Here is a 24,435-nt window from a genome sequence, read left to right on the forward strand (position 1 = left end):
TTTATTGGGTTAAAGAGCGTTCCCATTAAACTTTAGAGCTGTATTTGTATTTGCCGAATCCTCTGCATATACTATAACAACCTGAGTTTGGGGTGAACTTTCTGTGACCGCCCTCCCAAGAAGGATTTAAAAGAAACCAACTGTTTTCTGCATCGTAGATAATGGGGAAGCTGAAGTCGAATACTGCATACCATGTTGGTTTTGCTAAAGTAAAATCCTTAGGGGGAATACGGATGTCCACGTTTAAGAGAATGCTCGCCACTGTCGGAATAGGTGCTGCGAAGGTTGATTTACAGATAGATAATGATCGGGTAGCTGCTGGTGATATGGTAACAGGTGTCGTTTATATTCAAGGCGGGCGGGTTAATCAAGAAGTGGATGATGTATACGCATTCGTGAAAACGCAATATGTGCAGGAAAAGGACAAACAGAAATCTTTGGTGGAAACAACAGTAGGCAAGTTTTTGCTCGCAAGTAAATTTACAGTAGAAGCTGAGCAAGCTTATGAATTTCCGGTTTCTTTCCAGCTTCCGGCTGGAACTCCCATAACAGTGAAACGGACTATTGTCTGGATACAGACTGGTCTTGATATTAAAGAGGCTGTTGATCCGAAGGATGAGGATCGACTGGAAGTCATCCCTCACCGACATTCTCAGACGGTACTGGATGCCATTGAGAAGCTTGGGTTTCGACGCCGTGAGGTTGCGTGCGAATACGCTCCGAAGCTTGGAAGAAATCTTCCATTTGTTCAGGAATTCGAGTTTGTTCCAACGACACACTTTCGTAGTAATTTGGATGAGCTTGAGGTTATCTTTTCACCGGATGAAAACGGCGTGGAGCTGCTGCTGCAGATAGATCGCAAAGCACGTGGTTTGTTAGGGATGTTTGCTGAAGCAACGGATACGGATGAGAGCTTTGTCCGTTGTCACTTTAGTATCTCCGACCTGCGTAGAGGAGCAGATTCTGTTGCTGAAGAGTTGTCCCAGATCATCCGCAGGTTTATATAGCTAGAACACTTAAATGGAATACTCTTATGTTGTTCTCATGAAAAAAATAGTCGAAAAAGAACCTTCTGTTCCCATATTTATAGGGGATTGAAGGTTTTTTGCACATTTTACGGATTCACTCACTCGGGTAACAACCGATCTTCAAGATGAGGAACAGGGATACCCTTTTTTTCTATTCATACGTGAGCATTCAAGTGAAACGGAAGTACGATCACTTATTTGCTCGAGCTGAGGAGCAATTCGACAGGTTTTAGACGAAACTAGGTATTAAAGTTCCTTGAAATTTTCAATTAGAGGGGAGCCTAACAAATAGAGGGATCACGTTCCTCTAGCGAATGGGAGTGAGATTTCAGCAGGAATTGGGGCTTTCTAATGTTGCACAAGTGATGGCGCGTGAACAGATGTCCAAAGGTTGCTTTGCTTTCATTGAAAGGAGAGTAGGATAATCTTACCTCCTAGGCTGCTGAATGAAAGAAGATAGATGGAAATCCTCCCGTTAATCCAGCCTGAATATCGTTTGAAAGCAAGCTAACTGGAAAAACTCCTGCTAATAAAGGGGATCGGGGTGATATCAGCCAAAATCCTTAGAATTAGCATGGGAAATTCCAGTTAATGGACTTGAAACCCTATGTTTCGGAGAAAATAACATGACAATTTCCTGATAATTGCGTGGGGTTAGTTAGGCTGCCATGCCATGCTGTAAACGAACCCCGAATCCTGCGATTTATACTATACCAGCTAACCATCCAGTTAAAAATCAGGATTGAACGCACTCACCTTGAGGGTGGAGCTGCCGGTCATCCCTTCTTGACAAATATAGTTGTCAAGGATATAGTTGTCTTAACAACTAATTATCGAAGAGGTGAAGACAAGTGGAAAAGACAACCGGCAATGGTATGGAACATTCAATAGGTTTTAATATGGGGGTAACCTACCGCAAGCTGACGAATCTCCTGCAATATCGTCTGAAGGAATACGATATTACGCCGGAGCAGTGGTCCGTTCTTTATCAGGTAGCCAGGGCGGATGGTTTGATTCAAAAGGAAATTGCGGATCGCGCAGGTAAGGATAGACCAACGACGACCCGAATTCTGGATCAATTGGAGGGAAAGGGCTGCATTTATAAGAAAACAGGGGAGAATGACCGACGTTCGTTCCTAGTCCATATTACGGACAAAGGAAAGCTGTTGATCGAAAAGACGCTTCCCATCGAGCGGCAAGTCATTAATGAGGTTAAAGAGTGGATGACTGCTGACGAATATGAATTGCTATTGGAGCTTCTGCTTCGAATCAACAATCGCATGAGTGAATTAACAGACATAGAGTAGGAGAAGACACGATGAATACTCATGAACCATCTTCAAGATTATGGACGAAACCTTTTATTAGCTTAACAATTTGCTCGTTCTTGTTATTTCTGAATTTGCAAATGCTGCTTTCTTCATTTCCCGCCTATGTGAAGGATAAATTTCTGGTTGGGGATTTGACGGTCAGCCTTGTAACGAGTGTGTTTGCCATCTCGGCGATAGCTACCCGATTCTTGACCGCGGCGCTGATTCGGAGGATGCAGCGTAAAGTGATTTTGTTTATCGGAATCGCTGTGGCGGGCATCATCACCGCTATTTACGGGTGGGCCGATTCCATTGGATCGCTGCTTGCTATGCGCGTCGCCTATGGCATCGGATTTGGCATGTCGAGTACGATAATACCGACATTGGTATCACCTATTATTCCTAGCAAAAGGATGGGCGAAGGAATAGGTTATTTTGGCCTTTCGACCAGCCTTGCTATGTCCGTGGGGCCGATGATCGGTTTAAATATGATGAACCATTACGGCTTCGGAACTCTTGCCGTAACGGGTGCCGCCACGGTGTTATTAATATTTCCAATCATATGGCTGTCTCGTTCCGTTCCCCCGGAACCCGTAATAGGACGTAGCACAAGTGCAGTCGCTGCGAACCCGTCGTCGAGTTCCGGATTATTATTTCCCGCTCTGCTGAATGTGTTTTTATCGGTAACCTACAGCGGACTTCTCAGTTTTATTGCTTTATTCGGGGAATCCGTGAATCTGGGGCAGGTGGGTTTATTTTTCCTGTTTAATGTAATCACTATAATCATTATAAGGCCGATATCCGGCAAAATATTTGACAAAAAAGGGCATGCAGCTGTCCTCATTCCCGCGGCAATCTGTGTGCTGGCCAGTATGGTGTTGCTCTCCTATACCGCATCGATGCCGATGCTGATCGTATCTGCTCTGCTGTATGGACTTGGTTTCGGCTCTATTCAGCCGACCATTCAAGCCTGGATGCTTCGGTCGACGCCGCAAGCCCAGCATGGTACAGCGAACAGTATGTTTTATAACTCCACTGACTTCGGTGTTGCAATTGGCGCCTTAATTCTGGGAGCTATATCTTCGTTAACCGGGTATGCGGTCATGTATCGTTACTCGGCAGGATTTATGCTGCTGTTTCTTATAGTGTATGTGTTCTACTGGATTGCGAAGGGGAGAAAGACCAGAAACGGTTTGAAGCCGCAGTCAGCTGCCAAATAATTCATCACCTATTTAAACTCTCACAAAAGGATTGTTCCCCGTATTCGTAGAAATTAACATAGATGTTACTGTCTACGAAGGGGGAAGTCTGGATGAAGCAACCATATTCGACCGGTGTATTGAAGCAGGAATTTATAAAAATCTATAATTCAATTAATCAGGAAATATTTGGGACAGGCATCAAATCACAGAAAATTGAAATTTCCGGCGATAAAGTGTTTATTTTTGCGACACATAAGCGTATACCTGCCTTGAAAATACTCGATGAATCCAACCGCAGCTTGACGGCCAGTGTAGACATCTTGTTAATGGAGGCCAACAAACGGATGCTCAAGGAGCAGATCGAGAGCACATTGGGACTAGAGGTTAAGCTTGTGCTCAAGGATTATGATCCGGTAACGGAATTTTCGGGGACTGTTATTCTTTTGAAAGAACCATTAGAATAAATGTTAATATATATGACATGTAAATAACGTAATTTTCATTATTTTCTCGATATCAATAAATTTATATTGATTTCCTTGTATTTAAGTGTTATATTAACTGACATATTAGTGAGTTGTTCTAGCTGTTTATACAATAGCTCACACAATCATTGTGCTTGTGTACATTTAAGGTATCGCATCCTTTTGCAAAAGAGAGATTCGATTCCATTGTGTAGTTCAAGCGAAATCCATACATGCAGCAGGTGCTGAGGAACTCCTTACGGAGAGCTTTACAACCGCTAATTGTGACGTATCCGGGTCTGGTTTCTATCAGTCTCAGTATGCTCATGATGGCGGTTTTTTTGTCTAGTTAAACTAGTGAGGTGAACAAGGAGCGGAGCGGCCAAAAGTATCCTGGAGAAGCGTGAGCGTTCGCCTTTGTCCTCTGATTTCGTCAACTTAAGGTTTTATCTCATAGGGGAATCGGGGGACAACAGTGATCGGAAGAATGTTTTGGGCGCGCAGCGGGGGTGTTCACCGAATGCACCGAGAGAGGAGAAAGCAGATGACGGCAGGAAGAGCGCGGACAGAAGTGCTAAGTGTACTTGATGCTCTAAATAAAATTTCCAAAGGAAGGATGGTGATGGATTGGAATGAAGTAACCTCTGGAGCTAACCCTTATGTGGTTATGAAAACCTCGAATATCCCAGGTAAGAGTGTAATCGAAATCCCGGGCCTGATTTTCGGTGACAAGCATAAGCCGGTATCGCGAGTCGGTGTGGGAATGACATTGACAGAATCGGTCATTGAGCTCGCTTCCGCCATGAAGCTTGATCTTATCATTGTTCACCATCCAGTAGCCGATGCGGCAAGCTCGGGAGGAGTGCCGTTCGCCGATTATTTGCCTCTGTACGACTTGGCGTTAATCGAAATGCATGAGGCGTTTCATGGGCTCCATCCCGGACTTACACTGCTGCACGGACATACCAAGCTGAAGACGGACATTGCTTTTGGCGGCATCCCTGGCAATGTGCTTCATAAGGGAGTTGCGCTTCCGGATGTACATACGGTGGGGGATATATTAGCAAGAATAGATCGGTTTATGGGACGGGAAATCGATCAGGATATGCTGGAGGCGGAGCGGGCAATCCGCGGGGAGCCAACGCTGCAGGAGGCAACTCTCTCCAATCCGTCTAAGCTGCTGAGCGGTGCTATGACGAGTCCGGTACAGCATATTCTGCACTTTTTCCCTCATACCGGATTTTCAGTCGAGCAGTTGGAGAAGGCTCTTGAGATGTATCCCGAAACGGACACAATTATCGTTAGTATCAGCAGAGTCAGGGAGGATCATCCATTCGTCACGCTCGCCAAGGAGAGGGGGCTTAATTTTATCGTAGGCAACCCTCACTCCGTAGAAATTATGGAGAATGGACTGCCGCTTGCCTATGCGTTGGAGCTGCTGCTTCCGGAGTTGGAGATATTTCTGCTAAGAGAGCGCATAACAGCTGTATCGCTGAAGGATGTGGGTCATCGTCAAATGGTTGAATACGGTAGGGAAATGGCTGAGATGCATCTGGTTTCCAAGCCGGCTAGAGCGGTACAAACTTATTAATAAATTACTGAATACATAAATCGGGAGGAAGAAACCATGATAAAAATTAAGAAATCCGCCTGTATGCTGCTCTCTGTAGTGTTGCTGACACTTGCCGCGGGCTGCGGTACCACTCCTGCTGTTGAAACAAAAGCTTCCGCACCCACTCCAGAAGTTAAGAAAGAGCAGCCGCTGAAGACCGTTAAATTTTCCGAGGTTATCCGCTCCATTTTTTACGCGCCGCATTATGTTGCCATGCAGAAGGGGTTCTTCAAAGAAGAAGGTTTGGTTATAGACATGAACACAGCGCAAGGCTCGGATAAAGGAGCGGCTGCTTTGATTGCAGGTGTTGCGGATATTTCGTTAGTGGGGCCTGAAACCGCCATTTATATTTATAATCAGAAGGGTGAGAAGACGCTCAAAATTTTCCACCAGCTAACGATGAAGGATGGTTCGTTCCTGCTGTCGCGCAACAAAGTGGATGCTTTTAAATGGAGTGACCTGGAAGGGAAGACTGTCATTGGCTGGAGACCCGGCAGTGCGCCTCAAATGGTGTTAAATAACAAGCTGCTGCAGGAAAAAGTAAACAAGGTCGACGTTGTAACGAATATTGCGTCCCCTGCTATGGCCGGTGCTTTTACGAGCGGAAAAGGTGACTACATCCAGGTGTTCGAGCCAATTGCTTCCACATTGGAAAAAGAGGGGAAAGCCTACTACGCCGCTTCGGTAGGGCAAATGTTTGGCGCCTTTCCCGAAACCTCTTATGTAGCAACCTCCGATTATATTAAAAGCAACCCGGAAATCGTGCAAAAATTCGTGAATGCCGTGGCCAAAGGTACCAAATGGCTGAACACCGCATCGCAGGATGAAATTGCTGAAGTGCTGATGCCTTTTTTTGAAGGGACTCCCAAGGATGTTGTCATTCAGTCTATAGAGCGCTACAAGAAGCAGGATACATGGCCTGCCGTACCGGAATTGACAAGCGAGCAATTTGAAACGCTGCAAAAGGTATTAATAGATAACGGTGTGCTTAAGCCGGAGCAAAAGGTCGCAGACATGGGGGCCGTCGTAGATATGAGCTTTGTCAAAAATATCGGGAAGGCGGCGAAGTAAGCCTATGGCCCAGATTGAATTGAGCGAAGTGAACTTAAGCTACTTTACTATGAAGCAGGAAACGGAAGCTCTGAGGGACATTAATATGTCGGTTGAGGCGGGCGAATTTATTAGCATTGTGGGTCCGAGCGGCTGCGGGAAGAGCACGCTGCTCTCTCTCATCTCGGGTATGTACAAACCGACCCAAGGCAAAGTGCTAATCGATGGGCAGGAGGTGTCAGGCACCTCCCCAAAGGTGGGCTACATGCTGCAGCACGACCATTTGTTTGAATGGAGGGATATTCTTAGCAACCTGATGGTTGGGGCGGAAATCCGCAAGATGGACCGCAAAAAAGCCGAGCGTAAGGCGATGGAACTGATGGAACGGTACGGCTTGGGCGGGTTTGCGCATCATAGTCCCTCGCAGCTATCCGGAGGCATGCGCCAACGGGTGGCGTTAATCCGTACGCTGGTGACAGAACCGGATATCCTGCTGCTGGATGAACCCTTCTCGGCATTGGATTATCAGACAAGAATAACGCTCGCCGATGAAATATTTAAGATCATTAAGGATCAGGGGAAGACGGCTGTTTTGGTCACCCACGATATTTCAGAGGCTATCAGCATGGGGGATCGGGTTATGGTTATGTCCAAGAGGCCGAGTACGATTTCTACAATTTATTCGATTCAACTAGGTAATGGCAAGGAGCTAACTCCTTGGAAGAAAAGGGAAGCAGATAAATATAACAACTACTTTAATGACATTTGGAAGGAGCTGCAGGGTCATGTCGTCTCTACCGGTTAGTGAATCGTCAGTCGTAGCGGAGACTCAGGAGGTGAAAACCCGTGCAGCGCTTGCAAGTAAACCATCCGTTTCCCCGCAATACGCCGAGTACAGGCAGACTCAGAGGCGTAAGCAGTGGATGGTTCGCTTGTCCCAGCTGCTGTTGTTTGTGGCATTCCTTGGGGTGTGGCAGCTCGCCGCTAACATGAAATGGGTCGATTCGATGCTGACCAGCAAGCCGTCGCAATTGTTCATGTCCTTTCAAGAGCTGGCTTTTAAAGGGGAGCTATTCAAGCATACCTGGACGACAAGCATGGAGACGCTGATTGGTATTGTTGTTTCTATGCTGCTCGGAACGCTGATTGCTGTTGTGTTCTGGTGGTCTACCTTTACCTCGAAGGTTCTGGAGCCGTATATGGTCGTGCTGAACGCTTTGCCGAAGGTAGCGCTTGGCCCTATCTTTTATATTTGGCTGGGAGACAAGTACTCGATATATGGCATGGCCATAGCGATATCGGTAATTGTTACTATCATCATGGTTGAGAGCGGATTTAAGGAGATTAGCCAAACGAAGCTTAAGCTGATGGAGTCGTTCGGAGCTACCAAGGCTCAAATGCTTCGGATGGTTCTTCTGCCGGCTAGCATCCCGAATTTTATTGCAACTTTGAAGGTGAATGTTGGTTTGACTCTGGTTGGGGTCATTATGGGTGAATTTTTATCCTCTAAGGCAGGGCTTGGCTACTTGATCATTTACGGCGGCCAGGTGTTCCAAATGAACATGGTCATGGTGAGTATCGCGATGCTGGCTATATTGTCTATTATTTTATATGGCTTGGTTAATGTGGTGGGTCGCTTTGCGAAGAAAAAATATCACTTTGAAAATTAAGCTTGTATACAATAGCCGTTTCCTTGGAGCGAGGCTCCTGGTGGAAACGGCTTGTTTGTTGTATCTAACAAGTCAAAATCCGTTTACTTTAACCATCTCCACAAATGCAGTAAGTGCTTTGCTGGAAAAGCGGTCATTGCGGCGCACGAGACTTGTTGTCGTAAATCTGAACTTTGCTGGAACAGGGTGGGAGCCGAGAAGTTTGTACTCTCCGGTTAATACGGAATCGGGAAGCAGTGTGGAAGCGAGCCCGGAACGCACACAGCTTAGCAGAGTTTCCAATGAATTTATCTCTATGATATTGACGAGAGGGATTCCTTCGCTGTGAAGCCACTCCTCCAATATAGCTCTGAAGGGACATCCCTTCGGAAATACGGCCCATTTCGTAACAGATAAGGCAGGGTAAGCGTCACCGGCTTTAGGGGTCAGCAATACAATTTCATCTTGCATCATGTATTCGAAATTCAATTGAGGCGACCGCATGTCTCCGGTAACGAAAGCTCCGTCCAACTGATGATTAAGCACTTTAGAAAGAAGCTCCGCTGAAGATCCGGTTGATATGGACAACGAGACGTCAGGATGCCGGGATTGAAAGTCGGACAGTTTATTCATAAAATTGCCGCAGGTCACGGTCTCTACAATTCCGATAGCTAAGGGACCGCTTGGATAAGCTGTCTCTTGTACCTCTCTTATCGCTTCCTCAGCCATGTTTAGGATCGAAATAGCGTAGTTGCGAAATAGCGTTCCTTTTTCAGTCAAGGTGACGCCTTTCGGATTTCTGTGAAATAAGAGAATTCCCAACTCCGACTCCAGCTTCCGTATCCGAGCGGTCACATTCGATTGCACGTAATCCATACGCTCAGCTGCGCGGGATATACTGCCTTCCTCGGCAATAGTGATAAAAACTTTGAGATCAGTCAATTCCATAAGGCGATACCTCCGTTAAGATATCAAAAATAATGATGGGAATATCAATATCAATCATTATACGATATGCGCATAATTGTTTACAATGAGGATATTCAGCTTACAACAATGAGTTGCCAGTATTAAATATGCAGAAAAAAATAATAGTTCAAACAAGACAACGGAGGGAACATCACTATGCAAAAAGAATGGAGGCTTTTGGTGCTGGCTGGTGCTATGGAGGTCGTCTGGGTATCCGGTCTGAAGCATTCGACGACTTGGTGGGAGTGGCTGATCACAATCGCATCTATTTTGTTCAGCTTTAAAGTATTGCTCGATGCGGCCGCCGTACTGCCGCTGGGTACGGTGTACGCTGTATTTACAGGACTTGGTACCGCTGGTACTGTAATCACGGAAGCACTCCTCTTCGGGGAGCCGGTCCATCCATTGAAGCTGGTGTTCATTGCTGCGTTAGCGGTAGGGGTGATGGGGCTGAAGCTCGTAACTAAGGATGTTAAGGGGAGTGAGTCTTAATGGCATGGGTTGCACTTATCTCTGCGGGTCTGTGCGAAGTGCTCGGCGTTCTGTCCATCAAACGCGTTACCGAGTACCGCAGCTGGGGGTCTTACTTGTTCCTTATCATTGCGTTCGGGATGAGCTTCTCGCTGTTAACATTCTCTATGACTCAAATTTCTATGGGTACTGCTTATGCGGTCTGGACGGGTATTGGTACGGCGGGCAGCACAATACTTGGGATGCTTGTCTTCGGTGAACAGAAGGAGTGGAGGCGTGTTCTTTTCATTGGCCTCATACTGGTATCGGCTGCTGGTCTTAAATTAATTTCATAAACTAAATAGTTGAAATAAATTTCGTATACAATGTGCAACAAGCCTAGCGCAATTCGCTGAAGTATGTTATTATCTGTGTAAGCGCTTCAAAAACAAGCTTTACCAGTCGATTTTTACGATAAGTATGGTATTTGAGAGCATTAAGGATCGAATCCTTTTAGTTGAAAGAGATTAGACTCCATTTTGCTTCTTTCACAAGACCATGCCTAAAGCAGGTAATAAGGAACTCTTCGGAGAGCCTTGCAACCGCTACTTTATGACATATCCGGGTCCGCAAGGAATCCGTATGCTCATGGTGGCGGTTTTTTCTATTTCTCAACTGAACCATTACATGAAATCAATTTAAACAGATGCAGCAAGGGAGAGGAAGCGTATGAAGGAAACAAGGGTTCAAACGGATGTGGGAAATGTGTTGGAAGCGCTTAATGTAATATCCAAAGGAAGGATGGTCATGGATTGGAACGAGGTAACCTCCGGCACTAATCCGTATGTGGTTACGAAAACCTCGAATATCCCGGGGAAAAGTGTCATTGAAATTCCGGGGCTCATATTTGGCGATAAACGTAAGCCGGTATCACGAATAGGTGTTGGAATGACCCTGACCGAGTCGGTTATCGAGCTGGCTTCGGCTATGAGACTTGATCTTATCATCGTCCATCATCCTGTAGCGGATGCAGCCAGCTCGGGAGGTGTACCGTTCGCAGATTATTTGCCCTTATATAATCTATCGCTGATCGAGATGCATGAAGCTTTCCACGGGCTTCATCCGGGACTTACGCTGCTGCATGGACATACCAAGCTGACAACGGATATTGCTTTTGGCGGTATCCCTGGCAATGTGCTGCATAAGGGTGTTGCGCTGCCAGAGGTTCATACCGCGGGGGATGTATTGGATAGAATAGACCGTTTCATGGGTCGGGAAATCGACCAGGATATGCTGGAGGCCGAGCGGGCAATCCGCGGAGAGTCCACCTTGCAGGAGGCGACAATCTCGAATCCGGCCAAGCTGCTGAGCGGCACACCGGATAGTCCGGTCAAGCACTTCCTTCACTTTTTTCCGCATACCGGATTTTCGATGAAGCATTTGGAAACGGCGCTGCAAATGTATCCGGAAACGGATACGATTATTGCCAGTATCAGCAGGGTGAGGGAGGATCATGAATTCGTACGGTTAGCCAAACATCGAGGGCTTAATTTCATAGTAGGCAATTCACATTCGGTTGAGATTATGGAAAATGGGCTTCCGCTCGCCTATGCATTGGAAATGCTGCTTCCGCAGGTTGAGGTATTCCTGTTAAGAGAACGCATAACGGCTGTCGCGCTTAAAGATGTCGGTCACTCTCAAATGGTTAAATACGGCAAAGAAATGGCAGAAATGCATCTGGTGTCCAAACCGCCCCAGGCTGTTCAACTGCTATAAGAGGTTGTTCCAAAAGCCCCCTTTTGATCACGAAGTTTTTCAGGAAGCTTATTCGATATCGTAAAAGTATATTCTGAAAGGATGATCTTTAAATGAGAATGAAGAAAACCGCCTGTATACTGCTTTCTGCCGTGCTGTTAGCCCTTGCCGCGGGATGCGGCTCTGCGCCTGCTGTCCAATCGAATGCTAAACCAGCCGCAGCTTCGGAAGGGAAGAAGGAGGAAGCGTTAAAAACAGTCAAATTTTCGGAAGTTATTCGTTCTATCTTCTACGCTCCCCACTATATTGCCATGCAAAAAGGTTTTTTTAAAGAAGAAGGCCTGAATGTAGATATGAACACAGCACAAGGCTCTGATAAGGGAGCGGCTGCTTTGATTGCAGGGGTCGCAGACATTTCTTTGGTTGGACCGGAAACTGCCATTTATATTTATAATCAAAAAGGGGACAAGACGCTTAAAGTCTTTCACCAGCTGACGATGAAGGATGGCTCATTCCTGCTCTCCCGTACCAAAGCGGATGCTTTTAAATGGAGTGATCTGGAAGGGAAGTCAGTCATCGGCTGGAGACCGGGAAGTGCTCCCCAAATGGTGCTAAATAATAAGCTGCTGCTGGAGAAAGTGAACAAGGTCGATGTTGTGACCAATATTGCTTCGACGGCAATGGCGGGAGCTTTTACGAGCGGTAAAGGCGACTATATTCAAGTATTCGAGCCGATTGCCTCCACTTTGGAGAAAGAGGGCAAAGCCTTTTATGCGGCTTCTGTAGGACAAGCCTTCGGCTCTTTTCCGGAAACCTCCTATGTGGCAACGTCTGATTACATTAAAAAGAATCCTGAAATCATTCAGAAATTCGTAAACGCTGTATCCAAAGGGACGAAATGGTTGAACACAGCTTCTCCTGATGAGATTTCAGCAGCGTTAATGCCATTCTTTGAAGGAACGCCTAAGGAGATTATTATTCAATCGATCGATCGTTATAAGAAACAGGATACGTGGCCTGCTGTTCCTGAGCTGAATGCGGAGCAATTCGAAGCATTGCAAAAGGTGCTGATCGACAACGGTGTTCTTAAGCCGGAGCAGAAGGTGGCTGACATGAATGCGGTCATTGATATGAGCTTCGTGAAAAATATCGGGAAGGGGAAATAAGTCTATGGCGCAAATTCAATTGGAGGATGTTTGTTTAAGCTACTTTACATTGAAGCAAGAAACAGAAGCTATACGCGACATCAATATGTCCATTGAAGCTGGTGAGTTCATCAGTATTGTGGGACCAAGCGGCTGTGGTAAAAGTACGATGTTATCCCTGATTTCCGGTATGTACAAGCCGACGAAGGGCAAAGTGATGATCAATGGGCAGGTTGTGTCCGGCACCTCCCCCAAGGTAGGGTATATGCTGCAGCATGATCATCTGTTCGAATGGCGGGATATTTTGAGCAATTTGATGGTTGGAGCGGAAATCCGCAGGATGGATTTGGGGAAAGCCGAGCGCAAGGCGATGGAGCTGATGGAACGATACGGCTTGGGGGGCTTTGCTCATCATAGTCCGGCACAGCTCTCCGGCGGTATGCGACAACGGGTGGCGTTAATCCGCACACTAGTGACCGAGCCGGATATCCTGCTGCTGGATGAGCCGTTCTCTGCTCTGGATTATCAGACAAGAATAACGCTTGCTGATGAAATCTTTAAGATCATTAAGGATCAAGGGAAGACGGCGGTGCTGGTCACGCATGATATTTCAGAGGCTATCAGCATGGGGGACAGAGTGATGGTCATGTCGAAGCGGCCGAGCACGATTTCTTCGATTTACAATATTGAGTTGGGCGAGGGTAAGGAGCTTTCTCCGTGGAAGAAGCGGGAAGCGAGTCGCTACAATGATTACTTTAACCAAATTTGGAGGGAGCTGGAAGGACATGTCGTCGCTACCGGTTAGAAAGTCAACTATCGGTCAGGAATCGCGGAAGGAACAGTCGGTAGCATTAGTTGTAGAGAATAAGGCCTCGCAGCTGTATTCCGAATATCTTCGAGTCCAAAAGCGCAAACTGTGGATGGTGCGAATCACCCAATTATTGTTATTAGCCGGATTTCTCGGATTGTGGGAATTGGCTGCTACTATGAAATGGGTCGATTCGATGCTGACCAGCAAGCCGTCACAATTAGTTACCTCCTTTCAGGAGCTCGCATTTCAAGGGGAGCTGTTCAAGCATACGTGGACAACGGCGTTTGAGACTTTGATTGGAATTGTGGTTTCCATGGCGGCAGGCACCTTAATAGCCATTGTGTTCTGGTGGTCGACGTTTGCTTCCAAAGTATTGGAGCCTTATGTTGTCGTGTTGAACGCGCTTCCTAAAGTTGCGCTTGGCCCTATTTTCTACATTTGGCTGGGTGATAAGTATTCGATTTATGGGATGGCGATGGCTATATCCGTTATTGTTTCTATTATTATGATTGAGAGCGGATTCAAGGAAATTAGCAAAACAAAGCTGAAGCTGATGGAGTCGTTCGGCGCTACCAAAGCTCAAATGCTCAGGATGGTGCTTCTGCCCGCAAGTATTCCGAATTTTATTGCAACGTTGAAGGTAAATGTTGGTTTGACGCTGGTCGGAGTTATAATGGGCGAGTTTTTATCCTCCAAGGCGGGACTTGGTTACTTGATCATCTATGGCGGCCAAGTGTTTCAAATGAATATGGTTATGGTCAGTATCGCCATGTTGGCTGTATTGTCTATTATATTGTATGGCTTGGTTAATGCCGTGGGTCGGTTTGCGAAGAAGAAGTATCATTTTGAAGGTTGATGCCTGTAAGATTAAGGCAAATGATGGAATTGTTAATGATGAAAAGCCTGCCCTATTCATGTTTTATTGATGAGATCGGCGGGTTTTCACTAAAATTATTGTATACAATATGCAATATGCCTAGTTATTTATTTGGAAGTGTGATAAAATACATTTTGTCAGAAATGTAATCGCTTCCATTAACCGTTTTCATTAATTTAGAATGAAATACGTTCTACGGGGGTGTGAAATCGACAATTAACACAATATATGGAAATAAAGCAAATAGTTCCAAACAAGCTGATGCCGCAGGCTTCTTTTTTCGTGTCATCATATATAACACTAAAAAACAATATCGAGGAAAATACTGGACAGCTAAACTCAAATTCTATTAATTTTGTATACCAAATGCCAAAAAAGACTATTTAAGCGAATAAAAATGTGCTACAATCACTGTGAAGTACATTACATCGAAGAGGCAGGGGAATCGAATGATCACATCATCACATCTTATGTACGCTTTTATCACAGTGGCAGTAATTGTAGTTATGTTGTTTAGACGTGGTGTTATTATTCCGACTTTAATCGGGACCTTTTTAGTCGGATGGATTTACAAGGGTGATGTGATTAGCGGTTTCAAAGCGGTTTATAACGCGAATCTGACCGCTGCAAAAGAACTCTTCACGATTTTCCTGATCATTACGTTTATGGTGGCTTTGCTGGCATCCTTACGAGATATCGGGGCGGACCGCCGAATGATACGGCCTATTCAGAAGCTAATCGTTAATGGCCATGTAGCATTCTTTGTACTTGCGGCGGTTACGTATGTTATTTCATTGTTCTTCTGGCCGACACCGGCTGTGCCTCTGATTGGAGCATTATTGTTCCCTGCGGCAATTCGTGTGGGGCTTCCGCCGATGGCTGCGGCCATGTCTGTTGCTCTTGCGGGTCAGGGGATGGCGTTATCCTCCGACTATGTCATGCAAATTGCTCCCATGCTAAGTGCCAAAGGAGCCGGTGTTTCAACAGCGCTTGTAGCGGACAAGGCTATGGTGTTGTCACTGATCACGGGTGTAGTATCCATCATGGGCGCATACTTGATGCACCGCAAGGCGATCCGCAGTAAATCGGATGCTCCGGTTGTTCAACAAGAGGCGACAGTGACAGAATTGAAAGCCGCAACTACAGTTGAGTATGCGGAGGCAGCAGCAGCAACGGAATCCCTTTCGCCATCCGTGCTTAGATGGTCCAAAATCTTTTCCGTACTTGTGCCGGTATCTATGCTTGGAGTCATGATTGTTATGGCCGCAAGTAAATTCGGCGGTGCGAACATGGGCGGCTTTGAAGGTGGAGACGGAGCGGCTTTTATCGGCGGTGTTGCAGTAATACTGCTTATTCTGTCCTGTACCGTGTTCTCCAAAATCAGTGCGTTGGATAAGATTGGGGATCACCTTACAGAAGGTTTTGTATTTGCCTTTAAAGCGATGGGACCGGTTATTCCAATTGCAGGATTCTTCTTCTTGGGTAATGCCGATTTTTCGAAAAGCGTTTTGTCGTTAGCCGATAATGTTCAGGCTCCCGCTTTTCTGTATGATCTGGTTATGTCTGTGCAATATGCCATTCCAACCAATGAGTTTTTCACAGCATTCGGAATCTTGCTTATCGGTATTATCGCAGGGTTGGAAGGATCGGGATTCTCTGGTTTGCCATTAACGGGCTCCCTTTCGGGTGCATTGGCACCAACAGTAGGCATGGATCCTTCAACTTTAGCGGCTATCGGTCAAATGGGTTCGGTATGGTCTGGTGGTGGAACGCTTATTGCCTGGTCATCACTCGTAGCTGTAGCGGGGTTTGCTGGAGTATCCGTTATTGAGTTGGCACGTAAAAACTTCCTGCCGGTTTGTATTGGATTAATCGTATCGACTATTGCTGCTATGCTGCTGTGGTAGATGTGTAAGGCTCAGCTTGCTAGAACGTTGGAGAACATTATCTCCCCGAGGATAATTGATCCGATAACGGCTCGATTGGGAGCTGGTCTTGTACAAGCTTGGCAATGATATCTTGACTCGATTTGACCAGGATCCGGCTAATAACGGCCGACATTTCCTGTACGAAGGTCAGGCTGGTATGCTCCAAGACTTTATGATTTAATGGACCGTGATTGTTGATAATACCCTTAATATGAATGTGGCCAATGGGAGGCAGCTGCTTGTTTAGACTGACTCCTGGTAGAAGAGGCTCCTCCACGAGCTGAAGCGTACCGATTTTATAAAATTGCCCGAGACAAGCATCAACGGCGATGACGTAAGCGCGGCTATGCTTGCTCGCGATGTCGGCTAACGTTCTGTGCATATTCAAAGCATGTACAGGTTTGGCCAATGTTCCGTAAATATGAACATGAGGATGCCCCTCGAGTCGTTCGGTCAGACGGCTGCCAACCAGAGGGCCTAAGGAATCACCGTTGTAGCGGTTCGTTCCTATGCAAATGATAACTATTTCAGTAAAGTCCGGATTTTTCATAAAATGCTTGGTTAATAAATCCGAAATATAAGGCGCTGATTTTTTATCCAGGTAATGCTTGTGATGCATCATGTTGAATCGCCTGCTTTCTTGCTGATCTTTGATTGGTTGCAAGTCGTATATGACGTTATACTATATTGTAAACCATAAGGGATAGTGCAATAAACATTAAAGAGAGAAAAAGTTTTATTCATTTCTCGTAATAATGGTATACAATACACCATATTATATAGCAAGGAAGGAGATTATGCCATTATGCCGAACCCGTATTTTTTAACACAGATGACTTGGCCTGAAGTGAAAGAAGCGCTTCAAACCGTTAAGATTGCTATTATTCCACTTGGGGCGCATGAGCAGCATGGTCCTCATATGGTAGAAAGCTGCGATGCAGTTCTCGCAGAGGAGATGGGTAAACGGTTGACTGAGAGATTGCACCCTGAGGCCGTCTTAACTCCAACTATTAATATGGGGGTTTCGCCGCATCATATTCATTTTCCAGGAACGATCTCTTTGGAGCCGACAACTGTGATTGCCATTCTACGAGATATGATGAAGTCTTTAAAGCAGCATGGTATCCATCAATTTCTTATACTCAACTCCCATGGCGGCAATCAGGCTACGCTTGGAGTAGCCGTCGATATGCTCACCACTGAGCTGGATGTGCGTATCTACTATGCCAAAACGACCGCATCGGCTAAAGATGTCATGGATAGACGGATCGAATCGAAGCTGTATGGCCACAGCTGTGACCGCGAGGTATCGGAAGCGCTCTATCTGGCTCCTCATATAGTACGGAAGGATAAGCTGGAAGCGGCCGATTATCAGGAAGGCCGGTGGAAGAAGCTGCGTCCGGGCAATCCGTTGCAAGGATTTTATTATTATGATGAAATGACGCGTAACGGCTGTATTGGAGATGCTACTAAAGCCAGTGAAGACATAGGTAAGGAAATAGTGGAAACCGCTCTGGAGCGCTTAACCAAGGCAGTCAAAGAAGTGATATAAAATATGAAGCAAACTTTATTCATAATAGCGATAGCTGCTTATCTTTGCTCGGCCTTCTATCCTATCCAGCTATTTCAATGGGTTATCTCTGTAGTATGTTTGCTAATTGTTATCTTTGTTTTCCCTTCCGTTAAAAGATTCGTGCAAGGGATGGGCGTTGTATTCTTAGGCATAGGCATTATGCTTCTGATTGTGAACGGAGCATCATGGGTAAGCTTTGTATCGGGCTTTGGCAATATGCTGAATATTTTAAGCTTATTTGCCCTGCTCCCGCTAATTGCTTTGCCGATCGAGCTTGGGCAATACGCATCCCGGATTCAGTTAATCATTCAAAGTAAAATCAAGCATTCCGGTTTGCTCTATACTATCACTTCCGGATTGTCGTATATATTAAGCTCTTTTATGAATTTGGCCACATTGCCGATGATGTATCATACCATTCGTCCTTCGCTTGATTTATTTCCGATTGAAAAGAAGGAACGCTTTATAAGCAGAGCGATAACCCATGGCTATAGTATGCCGATTGTTTGGACGCCAGTAGCGCCGATTGTTGGCATTATTGTCGAGATGACAGGGGTCGCCTGGAGCTCTATTTTACCCATCGTTATACCGTTTAGCCTGCTTGGGCTTGCCTTGGACGGCTTTATGGGGAGATGGATCGCTAATCGCAGGCAGAAGCTGCTAAGCCAAACCATTCTTGATGAAATAGCCGCATCCAGGGAAGAACTGCCGTATTCCGGGCAAGGGCAGGCAGAAGGGCTTAAGGCAAGCCATCCCATACAAATTCTTATTGCGATTCTTGTTTTTAATAGTTTGATTTCGTTATTGGAGAAATACTCTCATTTCAGCTTTTTGCTGCTGGTTGCCGTGTCCGTTATACCTTTTGCATTTCTATGGTCGCTGCTGTTGGGCAAGGGCAAGCTGTTTATTAAAAGGAGCCGGAGCCTGCTGCCGGAGCATCTGTTGAGAATGAAAGAGCAGTTCTTCGTTTTTCTCAGTGCGGGCTTTATGATTTCGGCCATTCAAACTACGGGTGCGGGACATCTTATTAATAGTTGGATTATGGATGTAAAAGATATGGTTGGAGCGGATCTGTTTCTATTATTCATTCCATTGATCCCTTTGGTACTGGCTTTTGCCGGCTTGCACCCAGCTGTTGCTTTGGCTCTTGCTGCTGAGTCTCTTAATCCGAATGCACTCGGACTTTCTGTCGAGCTTACGGCAATTGCTATGCTTACAGGAGCGGCTGCGGCTTTTATGGTAGGTCCTTATAATGCAACGGCAGGGATGATGGCGGGACTCTCAGGGCAGAGCTCATATCGTGTCTCCAATTGGAATATTCCTTTTACGGCCGCGTATTTACTAATGGCGATGCTGCTTCTGCTAATCCTCAAAAAAGTGGGTTGACAGATGAGCCCAGGTAAGTAATAATACAGTTATAAGATTTTTGGTATACAATATACCAAAAACCAAATGAAAGAATGAAATGAATAATTCGGATCAATAAAGGCCCGCTTTGCAGAAAATGAGCTAGTGCAATTTATCCTACTTTTTTTCAAATTTGAGAGGAGTGCTTTTATAATGACATTGACTAAATCACGCTTAATGAACAAAGAGGAATTCCGCCACGCTTTGGAGCAAGCCATTGAAGGAAATGCGGTAGCTAAAGCGCCTTTTACAACTATGTGGGCAAACGGTGAATTGAAGAAAGAGCATTTTGCCAGCTGGGTTGAGCAGCACTACGCATACGTGGGCCCGTTCGCAGAGTATTTGGCTTATATATATGCTAACTGTCCGCATGAGGATGCAAGAGATTTCTTGCTGCAAAACATGTGGGAGGAAGAGCTTGGCGGCGACCGTCATACTGATCTGTTGATTCGTTTCGGAGAGGCTTGTGGCACTACCCGTGAGCGTGTTGAATCGATGGAGCATTTGCTTCCTGAAACAATCGGTCTTCAATCCTGGTGCTACCGGATGGCATTCAAAGAGAACTTCTTGTTTGCTACGGCGGCTCTGGTTGTAGGGCTTGAATCACAAGTGCCTGCTATTTACCGCAGACAAACACCTACACTTCGTGAGAAATACGGCTTCACGGATGAAGAAGTGGAATTCTTCGATCTTCACATCGTATCCGATGAAATTCACGGCGAACGCGGCTATCAAATCGTTCTGGAATATGCTAGAACGCCTGAAGATCAACAGCGTTGCATTGAAATCGTTGAAGAAGCAACCAAAATGCGCAGAATGTACATTGCAGCTATCTCTCGCGAGTTCTGCTTAGAATAATACAGCCCTTATATAGTACATCTTATTATTTACGATATAGGATTCTGTCCGACGATAGGTTTTCGTGAGTATTTATTCATAAGGTTATGGAGGGATAAGGGAATGGTACGGAAAGTTTACGGCCGCCTTTGAAATTAAGTTGTTACCGCAAGGTACATTAAAGACAACTTAAATTTCAAGAGCGGTGGAGTACCATCCCTTTTCCGTAATAACCATTGGGATGGATAAATACTCACGAGCTTGCTTTCGTCGGATAGACTCATAGCACGTTAATAATTCCCGAGAATTCCCTCTTTCTCGGGAATTGGTTTAACAATAGCCCTATCTGGTGCGAGCTTTAGGAAAGGGGATTTATATGGCAATCGAGACAGCGGTACAAACATTTAAAAACCTGGTTAACGGACAATGGGTGGATTCGGTAAGCGGAGCTACATTCGAGAATACGAATCCAGCGAATGCAGCTGAAATCGTAGGACGCTTCCAAGCCTCAGTAGAAGAGGATGTCAATCTGGCGATTGAATCCGCAGACCGTGCGTTTCAAACCTGGCGTTATGTAGCTCCAACCAAGCGCGCTGAAATTTTATATAAAGCAGCCGACTTGTTGGAGGCTGGCCTGGAGCAGTATGCGGAGGAATTGACCCGGGAAGAAGGGAAAACGCTGGCAAGCAGCCGTATGGAAGTTAAGCGTTCAGCTCAAACATTGCGTTACTATGCATCAGAAGGCTTGAATGTAGCAGGCGAGACACTTCCTTCTGACGACCCTACAACCTTTGTTTATACAAAAAAAGAGCCATTAGGCGTTATAACAGTCATCACTCCATGGAACTTTCCATTATCCATTCCTGTTCGAAAGATTGCTCCTGCCTTGGTTTCAGGTAACACGGTGGTTTTCAAACCGGCATCAGATACGCCTTTAATTGCGTTTCGTCTGGTTCAGGCATTGCATGATGCAGGATTGCCTGCTGGCGTGATCAACTTCGTCACCGGATCAGCGTCAAGAACAGGTACTCCGCTTGTAACTCATCCAGCAGTCAAAGCTGTGACGTTCACGGGCTCAACTGGTGCAGGTGAGAAAATTAATAAATCCGTTCGTTTGTCCACTCGCGTTCAACTGGAGCTTGGCGGCAAAAACCCGCTTATCGTCATGCAGGACGCCGACGTGGAGCAAGCGGCTGAATTAGCTATTAAAGGCGGCTTCGAATTGACTGGCCAGGCATGCACAGGCACCAGCCGCGTCATCGTAATGGACTCCGTTCATGATCAGTTTGTTAATGCGCTTATTGCCAAAACTCAACTATTGACGGTAGGCAGTGGCCTAACCAAGGGCATCGAAGTTGGCCCGCTCGCGAATGCCAGCCAATTGAAGAATGTGCTGGAATATGTAGAGATCGGCAAAGCCGAAGGTGCGGAGCTTGTATATGGCGGTGAGCATTTGTCCGAGGGCGAGTATGCAAGCGGCTATTATGTCAGACCGGCTATTTTCACCAATGTGCTGCCGAATATGAGAATTGCTCAGGAAGAAATATTCGGACCGGTCATTTCGATCATTCGTGTTACCTCTTTCCAAGAAGCCATGCGCATTGCTAATGATGTGGAATTCGGATTGTCAGCAGCTATTTGTACTTTTGACCCTAATCATATTCAGCACTTTATTAATAACATTCAAGCAGGTGTGGTCAAGGTTAACCGGACAACAACAGGAAATGCTTATAACGCACCGTTTGGCGGCGTGAAAATGTCCAGCACAGCTACGTACCGTGAGTCGGGACGCGGAGCGCTTGAATTCTACACGCAAATTAAAAGTGTATACCACGGGGTAAAAAGCATCGATTAATTGATGGGTTTAATTATTGGGAATGGAGGAGCTACGAACCTATGAAATCAGTATTGAAGCTGGAATTGGAAGAAGCGAAAGTCATGCTGGAGGCGGCAAGAATCGCTGCTGAGGAAGTAAAAGCTCTGGAATCGATATGTATTGTCGATGACGGCGGATATGTCATAGCTCTGGAGCGTATGAATGGCGGGCGCATCACAGGCCCCGAGATTGCTATAGCTAAGGCGTTTACAGCAAGCGGACACAAGCGGTCGACCCATTTGTTCAATCAACCGGGCGGACCGGCTTCAACTACCGGCGAAGCATTCGGTATTCATGCCATGCTGCCTGGCAAGTTCGCTATATTCGTTGGGGGCTTCCCAATCGTAGTGAACGGGGAAGTCGTCGGCGGTGTTGGTGTCAGCGGAGGCAATGGGGAGCAGGATACAGCTGTTGGGACAGCTGCACTGAAGGCGCTGCAAAATTACTTGGGCAATGAATACGAAGTTATGACACAGGCGGATATTAAGAAGTAATTGTGTGGAGAGTACGAGCGGAACGGCCGAAGGCGTTCTGGTGAAGCGTTTGCGAATCCGAATGCTTCGGCCGTTCAGCTGGACTTGTTCGCAGACTTGTGACAGATAAGGATGGAGAGGCAAGATGGAGTATTGGAATTTGTTCCTCGGATTTTTCCGGATCGGCGTCTTGGGTTACGGCGGAGGACCTACCATGATTCCTCTTGTTCATGCGGAAGCCGTACAGAAGTATAAATGGATGACAGACGAGGAATTTACGGACGTGCTGGCTATGGGGAATGCTTTGCCAGGACCGATCGCCACGAAAATGGCCGGGTACATTGGCTATAAGGTGAAAGGGACAGCAGGCGCCTTTATCGCGATCTTGGCCATGGTCATCCCTGTTCTAGCCGCGATGATTTTTCTGCTCGGTCTCATTTATAAGCTGAAGGATTCCGGAATTGTAGGCGGTATGACGCACGGTATTCAGCCGGTAATCGGTGTGATGATGGCCGTTATGGCTTATGAGTTTTTCCTGAAATCCTGGAAAGGCTGGACGAAGAGCAGAACAATCGGCTGGACGGTCATCTCGTTAGTTGTCTTGGTTTTGCTGGATTTGAACCCGGGACTGCTCATAGGCATTGCTCTTGCTTACGCATTTATCGAATCGACCTATTTATTCAAAAAGAGGAAGAAAAAGCAGGCTGATTCTGACAGGGGTTTTTCAGCATGATACTATTGCACATATTTTGGGCCTTTTTCATTCCTAATATTTTGGGATACGGCGGCGGGCCGCCGATCATCCCTTTACTGCAAGCCGAGGTTGTTGATCATTACGGGTGGATGACTTTGGAGCAATTCGGTGATGTGCTGGCGCTGGGAAATGCGCTGCCGAGTCCGATTGCAACCAAGCTTGCCGGATACATCGGCTATCAGGTAGGAGGCGTTACGGGTGCGGTGGTGGCTTTGATTGCAACTATAGCGCCAACTGCCATCGCCATGGTGATCTTGTTCAAATTTCTGCAGTTTTTTAAATCGGCTCCGCAGGTTGCGGCTATGACTCAGATCGTACGCCCGATCGTAGCGGTTTTGCTGGGAACGTTAGCCTTTCAGTTTTTTGCTAGTGCTTATCAGTCCGCAGGGATATGGCAGACAGCAGCGCTTACAGCGGTCAGTTTAATAGCCTTGGAGAAGCTGAAAATTCATCCGGGTTTGGTGGTAGCCTCTGCTATGGTCTACGGAGCTTTTTTTCTTAGTTGAATAGTACCTTCGAATTTGTTTTACACTATATGACATTTCGATTACACTGAGAAGAAACAACATTCGGAGGTATACCAGATGCCAGACATGCCAGTCATATGGAAAGATGAAGAATTAAGCCCTATTCGAGATAAAGTGTACCAGTATATTAAACAAGCCATTGTTCAAGGAATGTATAAATCGGGTGAACGCATTATCGAGCGTGAGCTGGCGGATCAACTAAATGTAAGCCGTACCCCAATCAGAGAAGCGCTGTTCCGGCTTGAATCCCAAGGCTTTGTCAAAACGATGCCGCGTAAAGGCGTGGTTGTGTCCAAGCTGTCGCCGGAAGAAATCGTTGAAATATTTACAATACTTGCCGCGCTAGAAAGCTTGGCGATGAAGATGGCCGCACAAAAAGCGGAGCAATCTCACCGTGACGAATTGAAGCGCATCATTGAGGAAATTGATCAGGCACTTGCACAGCCGGTGTTTGATTTGAAAAATCGCATGTTCCATTTTTCGATTAACGAAATTATTTTCCGCGCTGCGCAGAGCCCAAGATTGACACAGATGCTGGATAGCCTGTCGGATTATATCCGTGCTTTTGCCCATCTTGGTTATGAGCTTCCAGGACGGATGCGTAAAGCCGCAGAGGAGCACCGGGAGCTGGCATTGGCAGTCCTTAACGGCTATGGAGATCTTGCGGAGCAGCTAACGAAAATCCATTTGGAAAATTCCAAGCAGGCTTATATGGAAGCATTAGAAAAAGAGTAGTTG

25 protein-coding genes are annotated in these 24,435 nt (G+C 46.1%); 23 read left to right on the forward strand and 2 right to left on the reverse strand.

Annotated elements, in window-relative coordinates; genetic code table 11:
* Window positions 1-233 precede the first annotated feature (233 nt).
* The 8 genes from NV381_RS30635 to NV381_RS30670 all read left to right on the forward strand — a co-directional run bounded on the left by NV381_RS30635 (window position 234) and on the right by NV381_RS30670 (window position 8,336).
* Complete coding sequence (locus NV381_RS30635) at window positions 234-1,007, forward strand: sporulation protein (protein WP_258217120.1); 774 nt, start codon at window positions 234-236, stop codon at window positions 1,005-1,007.
* 872 nt (window positions 1,008-1,879) lie between these two features.
* Window positions 1,880-2,335 (forward strand): MarR family transcriptional regulator, encoded by a 456-nt coding sequence (locus NV381_RS30640; RefSeq protein WP_308862373.1) that lies wholly within the window; start codon window positions 1,880-1,882, stop codon window positions 2,333-2,335.
* Window positions 2,336-2,346: 11 nt separating this feature from the next.
* Window positions 2,347-3,558, forward strand: a complete 1,212-nt coding sequence (locus NV381_RS30645) for an MFS transporter (RefSeq protein WP_258217121.1) — start codon at window positions 2,347-2,349, stop codon at window positions 3,556-3,558.
* Window positions 3,559-3,650: 92 nt separating this feature from the next.
* Window positions 3,651-4,004, forward strand: coding sequence for a Na-translocating system protein MpsC family protein (locus tag NV381_RS30650; protein WP_171656027.1), 354 nt, complete (start codon window positions 3,651-3,653; stop codon window positions 4,002-4,004).
* A gap of 544 nt (window positions 4,005-4,548) precedes the next feature.
* A complete protein-coding gene (locus NV381_RS30655) occupies window positions 4,549-5,595 on the forward strand; it encodes a Nif3-like dinuclear metal center hexameric protein (protein WP_258217122.1) in 1,047 nt (348 codons plus the stop codon).
* Between the two features lie 36 nt (window positions 5,596-5,631).
* Complete coding sequence (locus tag NV381_RS30660) at window positions 5,632-6,687, forward strand: ABC transporter substrate-binding protein (protein ID WP_258217123.1); 1,056 nt, start codon at window positions 5,632-5,634, stop codon at window positions 6,685-6,687.
* A 4-nt stretch (window positions 6,688-6,691) separates the two neighbouring features.
* On the forward strand, window positions 6,692-7,471 hold the full coding sequence (locus NV381_RS30665) for an ABC transporter ATP-binding protein (protein ID WP_258217124.1): 780 nt from the start codon (window positions 6,692-6,694) through the stop codon (window positions 7,469-7,471).
* The gene (locus NV381_RS30670) at window positions 7,452-8,336 is read left to right on the forward strand and encodes an ABC transporter permease (RefSeq protein WP_258217125.1); all 885 of its coding nucleotides are present in this window, start codon (window positions 7,452-7,454) and stop codon (window positions 8,334-8,336) included. The genes NV381_RS30665 and NV381_RS30670 overlap by 20 nt, the downstream gene beginning before the upstream one ends.
* Window positions 8,337-8,408: 72 nt before the next feature.
* On the opposite strand, the gene NV381_RS30675 is transcribed toward NV381_RS30670, so the two are convergent.
* Complete coding sequence (locus NV381_RS30675) at window positions 8,409-9,263, reverse strand: LysR family transcriptional regulator (protein ID WP_258217126.1); 855 nt, start codon at window positions 9,261-9,263, stop codon at window positions 8,409-8,411.
* 177 nt (window positions 9,264-9,440) lie between these two features.
* Between NV381_RS30675 and NV381_RS30680 the strand changes: the two genes are divergently transcribed.
* The 7 genes from NV381_RS30680 (at window position 9,441) to NV381_RS30710 (ending at window position 16,229) form a co-directional block, all read left to right on the forward strand.
* Window positions 9,441-9,776, forward strand: coding sequence for a DMT family transporter (locus NV381_RS30680; RefSeq protein WP_258217127.1), 336 nt, complete (start codon window positions 9,441-9,443; stop codon window positions 9,774-9,776).
* A complete protein-coding gene (locus NV381_RS30685) occupies window positions 9,776-10,090 on the forward strand; it encodes a DMT family transporter (RefSeq protein WP_258217128.1) in 315 nt (104 codons plus the stop codon). The genes NV381_RS30680 and NV381_RS30685 overlap by 1 nt, the downstream gene beginning before the upstream one ends.
* A 373-nt stretch (window positions 10,091-10,463) precedes the next feature.
* Entirely contained in the window at window positions 10,464-11,510 is a 1,047-nt protein-coding gene (locus NV381_RS30690) for a Nif3-like dinuclear metal center hexameric protein (protein WP_258217129.1), read from the forward strand.
* Between the two features lie 92 nt (window positions 11,511-11,602).
* Window positions 11,603-12,655 carry an ABC transporter substrate-binding protein gene (locus NV381_RS30695; RefSeq protein WP_258217130.1) on the forward strand — a complete coding sequence of 351 codons (1,053 nt, stop codon included), beginning with the start codon at window positions 11,603-11,605 and terminating at the stop codon, window positions 12,653-12,655.
* A 4-nt stretch (window positions 12,656-12,659) separates the two neighbouring features.
* Entirely contained in the window at window positions 12,660-13,439 is a 780-nt protein-coding gene (locus NV381_RS30700) for an ABC transporter ATP-binding protein (protein WP_258217131.1), read from the forward strand.
* A complete protein-coding gene (locus NV381_RS30705) occupies window positions 13,420-14,301 on the forward strand; it encodes an ABC transporter permease (protein WP_258217132.1) in 882 nt (293 codons plus the stop codon). The genes NV381_RS30700 and NV381_RS30705 overlap by 20 nt, the downstream gene beginning before the upstream one ends.
* 470 nt (window positions 14,302-14,771) lie before the next feature.
* Window positions 14,772-16,229 carry a hypothetical protein gene (locus NV381_RS30710; protein ID WP_258217133.1) on the forward strand — a complete coding sequence of 486 codons (1,458 nt, stop codon included), beginning with the start codon at window positions 14,772-14,774 and terminating at the stop codon, window positions 16,227-16,229.
* 37 nt (window positions 16,230-16,266) lie between these two features.
* On the opposite strand, the gene yyaC is transcribed toward NV381_RS30710, so the two are convergent.
* Window positions 16,267-16,872: a spore protease YyaC gene (yyaC, locus tag NV381_RS30715; RefSeq protein WP_258217134.1), complete on the reverse strand. Its 606-nt coding sequence runs from the start codon at window positions 16,870-16,872 to the stop codon at window positions 16,267-16,269.
* Window positions 16,873-17,055: 183 nt separating this feature from the next.
* On the opposite strand from yyaC, the gene NV381_RS30720 reads away from it, so the two are divergent.
* From NV381_RS30720 to NV381_RS30755, 8 genes are all read left to right on the forward strand, one after another.
* Window positions 17,056-17,802: a creatininase family protein gene (locus tag NV381_RS30720; RefSeq protein ID WP_258217135.1), complete on the forward strand. Its 747-nt coding sequence runs from the start codon at window positions 17,056-17,058 to the stop codon at window positions 17,800-17,802.
* A gap of 3 nt (window positions 17,803-17,805) precedes the next feature.
* Complete coding sequence (locus tag NV381_RS30725) at window positions 17,806-19,209, forward strand: hypothetical protein (RefSeq protein WP_258217136.1); 1,404 nt, start codon at window positions 17,806-17,808, stop codon at window positions 19,207-19,209.
* Between the two features lie 174 nt (window positions 19,210-19,383).
* Complete coding sequence (locus tag NV381_RS30730) at window positions 19,384-20,088, forward strand: TenA family transcriptional regulator (protein ID WP_171656014.1); 705 nt, start codon at window positions 19,384-19,386, stop codon at window positions 20,086-20,088.
* Between the two features lie 355 nt (window positions 20,089-20,443).
* Window positions 20,444-21,922 carry an aldehyde dehydrogenase family protein gene (locus tag NV381_RS30735; protein WP_258217137.1) on the forward strand — a complete coding sequence of 493 codons (1,479 nt, stop codon included), beginning with the start codon at window positions 20,444-20,446 and terminating at the stop codon, window positions 21,920-21,922.
* A gap of 41 nt (window positions 21,923-21,963) precedes the next feature.
* Window positions 21,964-22,437, forward strand: a complete 474-nt coding sequence (locus tag NV381_RS30740; RefSeq protein WP_258217138.1) for a GlcG/HbpS family heme-binding protein — start codon at window positions 21,964-21,966, stop codon at window positions 22,435-22,437.
* A gap of 124 nt (window positions 22,438-22,561) precedes the next feature.
* On the forward strand, window positions 22,562-23,149 hold the full coding sequence (locus tag NV381_RS30745) for a chromate transporter (protein ID WP_258217139.1): 588 nt from the start codon (window positions 22,562-22,564) through the stop codon (window positions 23,147-23,149).
* Window positions 23,146-23,676 carry a chromate transporter gene (locus tag NV381_RS30750; protein ID WP_258217140.1) on the forward strand — a complete coding sequence of 177 codons (531 nt, stop codon included), beginning with the start codon at window positions 23,146-23,148 and terminating at the stop codon, window positions 23,674-23,676. Before NV381_RS30745 ends, NV381_RS30750 begins: the two co-directional genes overlap by 4 nt.
* A 78-nt stretch (window positions 23,677-23,754) precedes the next feature.
* Window positions 23,755-24,432 carry a GntR family transcriptional regulator gene (locus NV381_RS30755; protein WP_258217141.1) on the forward strand — a complete coding sequence of 226 codons (678 nt, stop codon included), beginning with the start codon at window positions 23,755-23,757 and terminating at the stop codon, window positions 24,430-24,432.
* The last annotated feature ends 3 nt before the right edge of the window (window positions 24,433-24,435 follow it).

The organism is Paenibacillus radicis (ex Xue et al. 2023) (assembly GCF_024722015.1).
In the GTDB taxonomy this organism is placed as follows: Bacteria; Bacillota; Bacilli; order Paenibacillales; family NBRC-103111; genus Paenibacillus_S.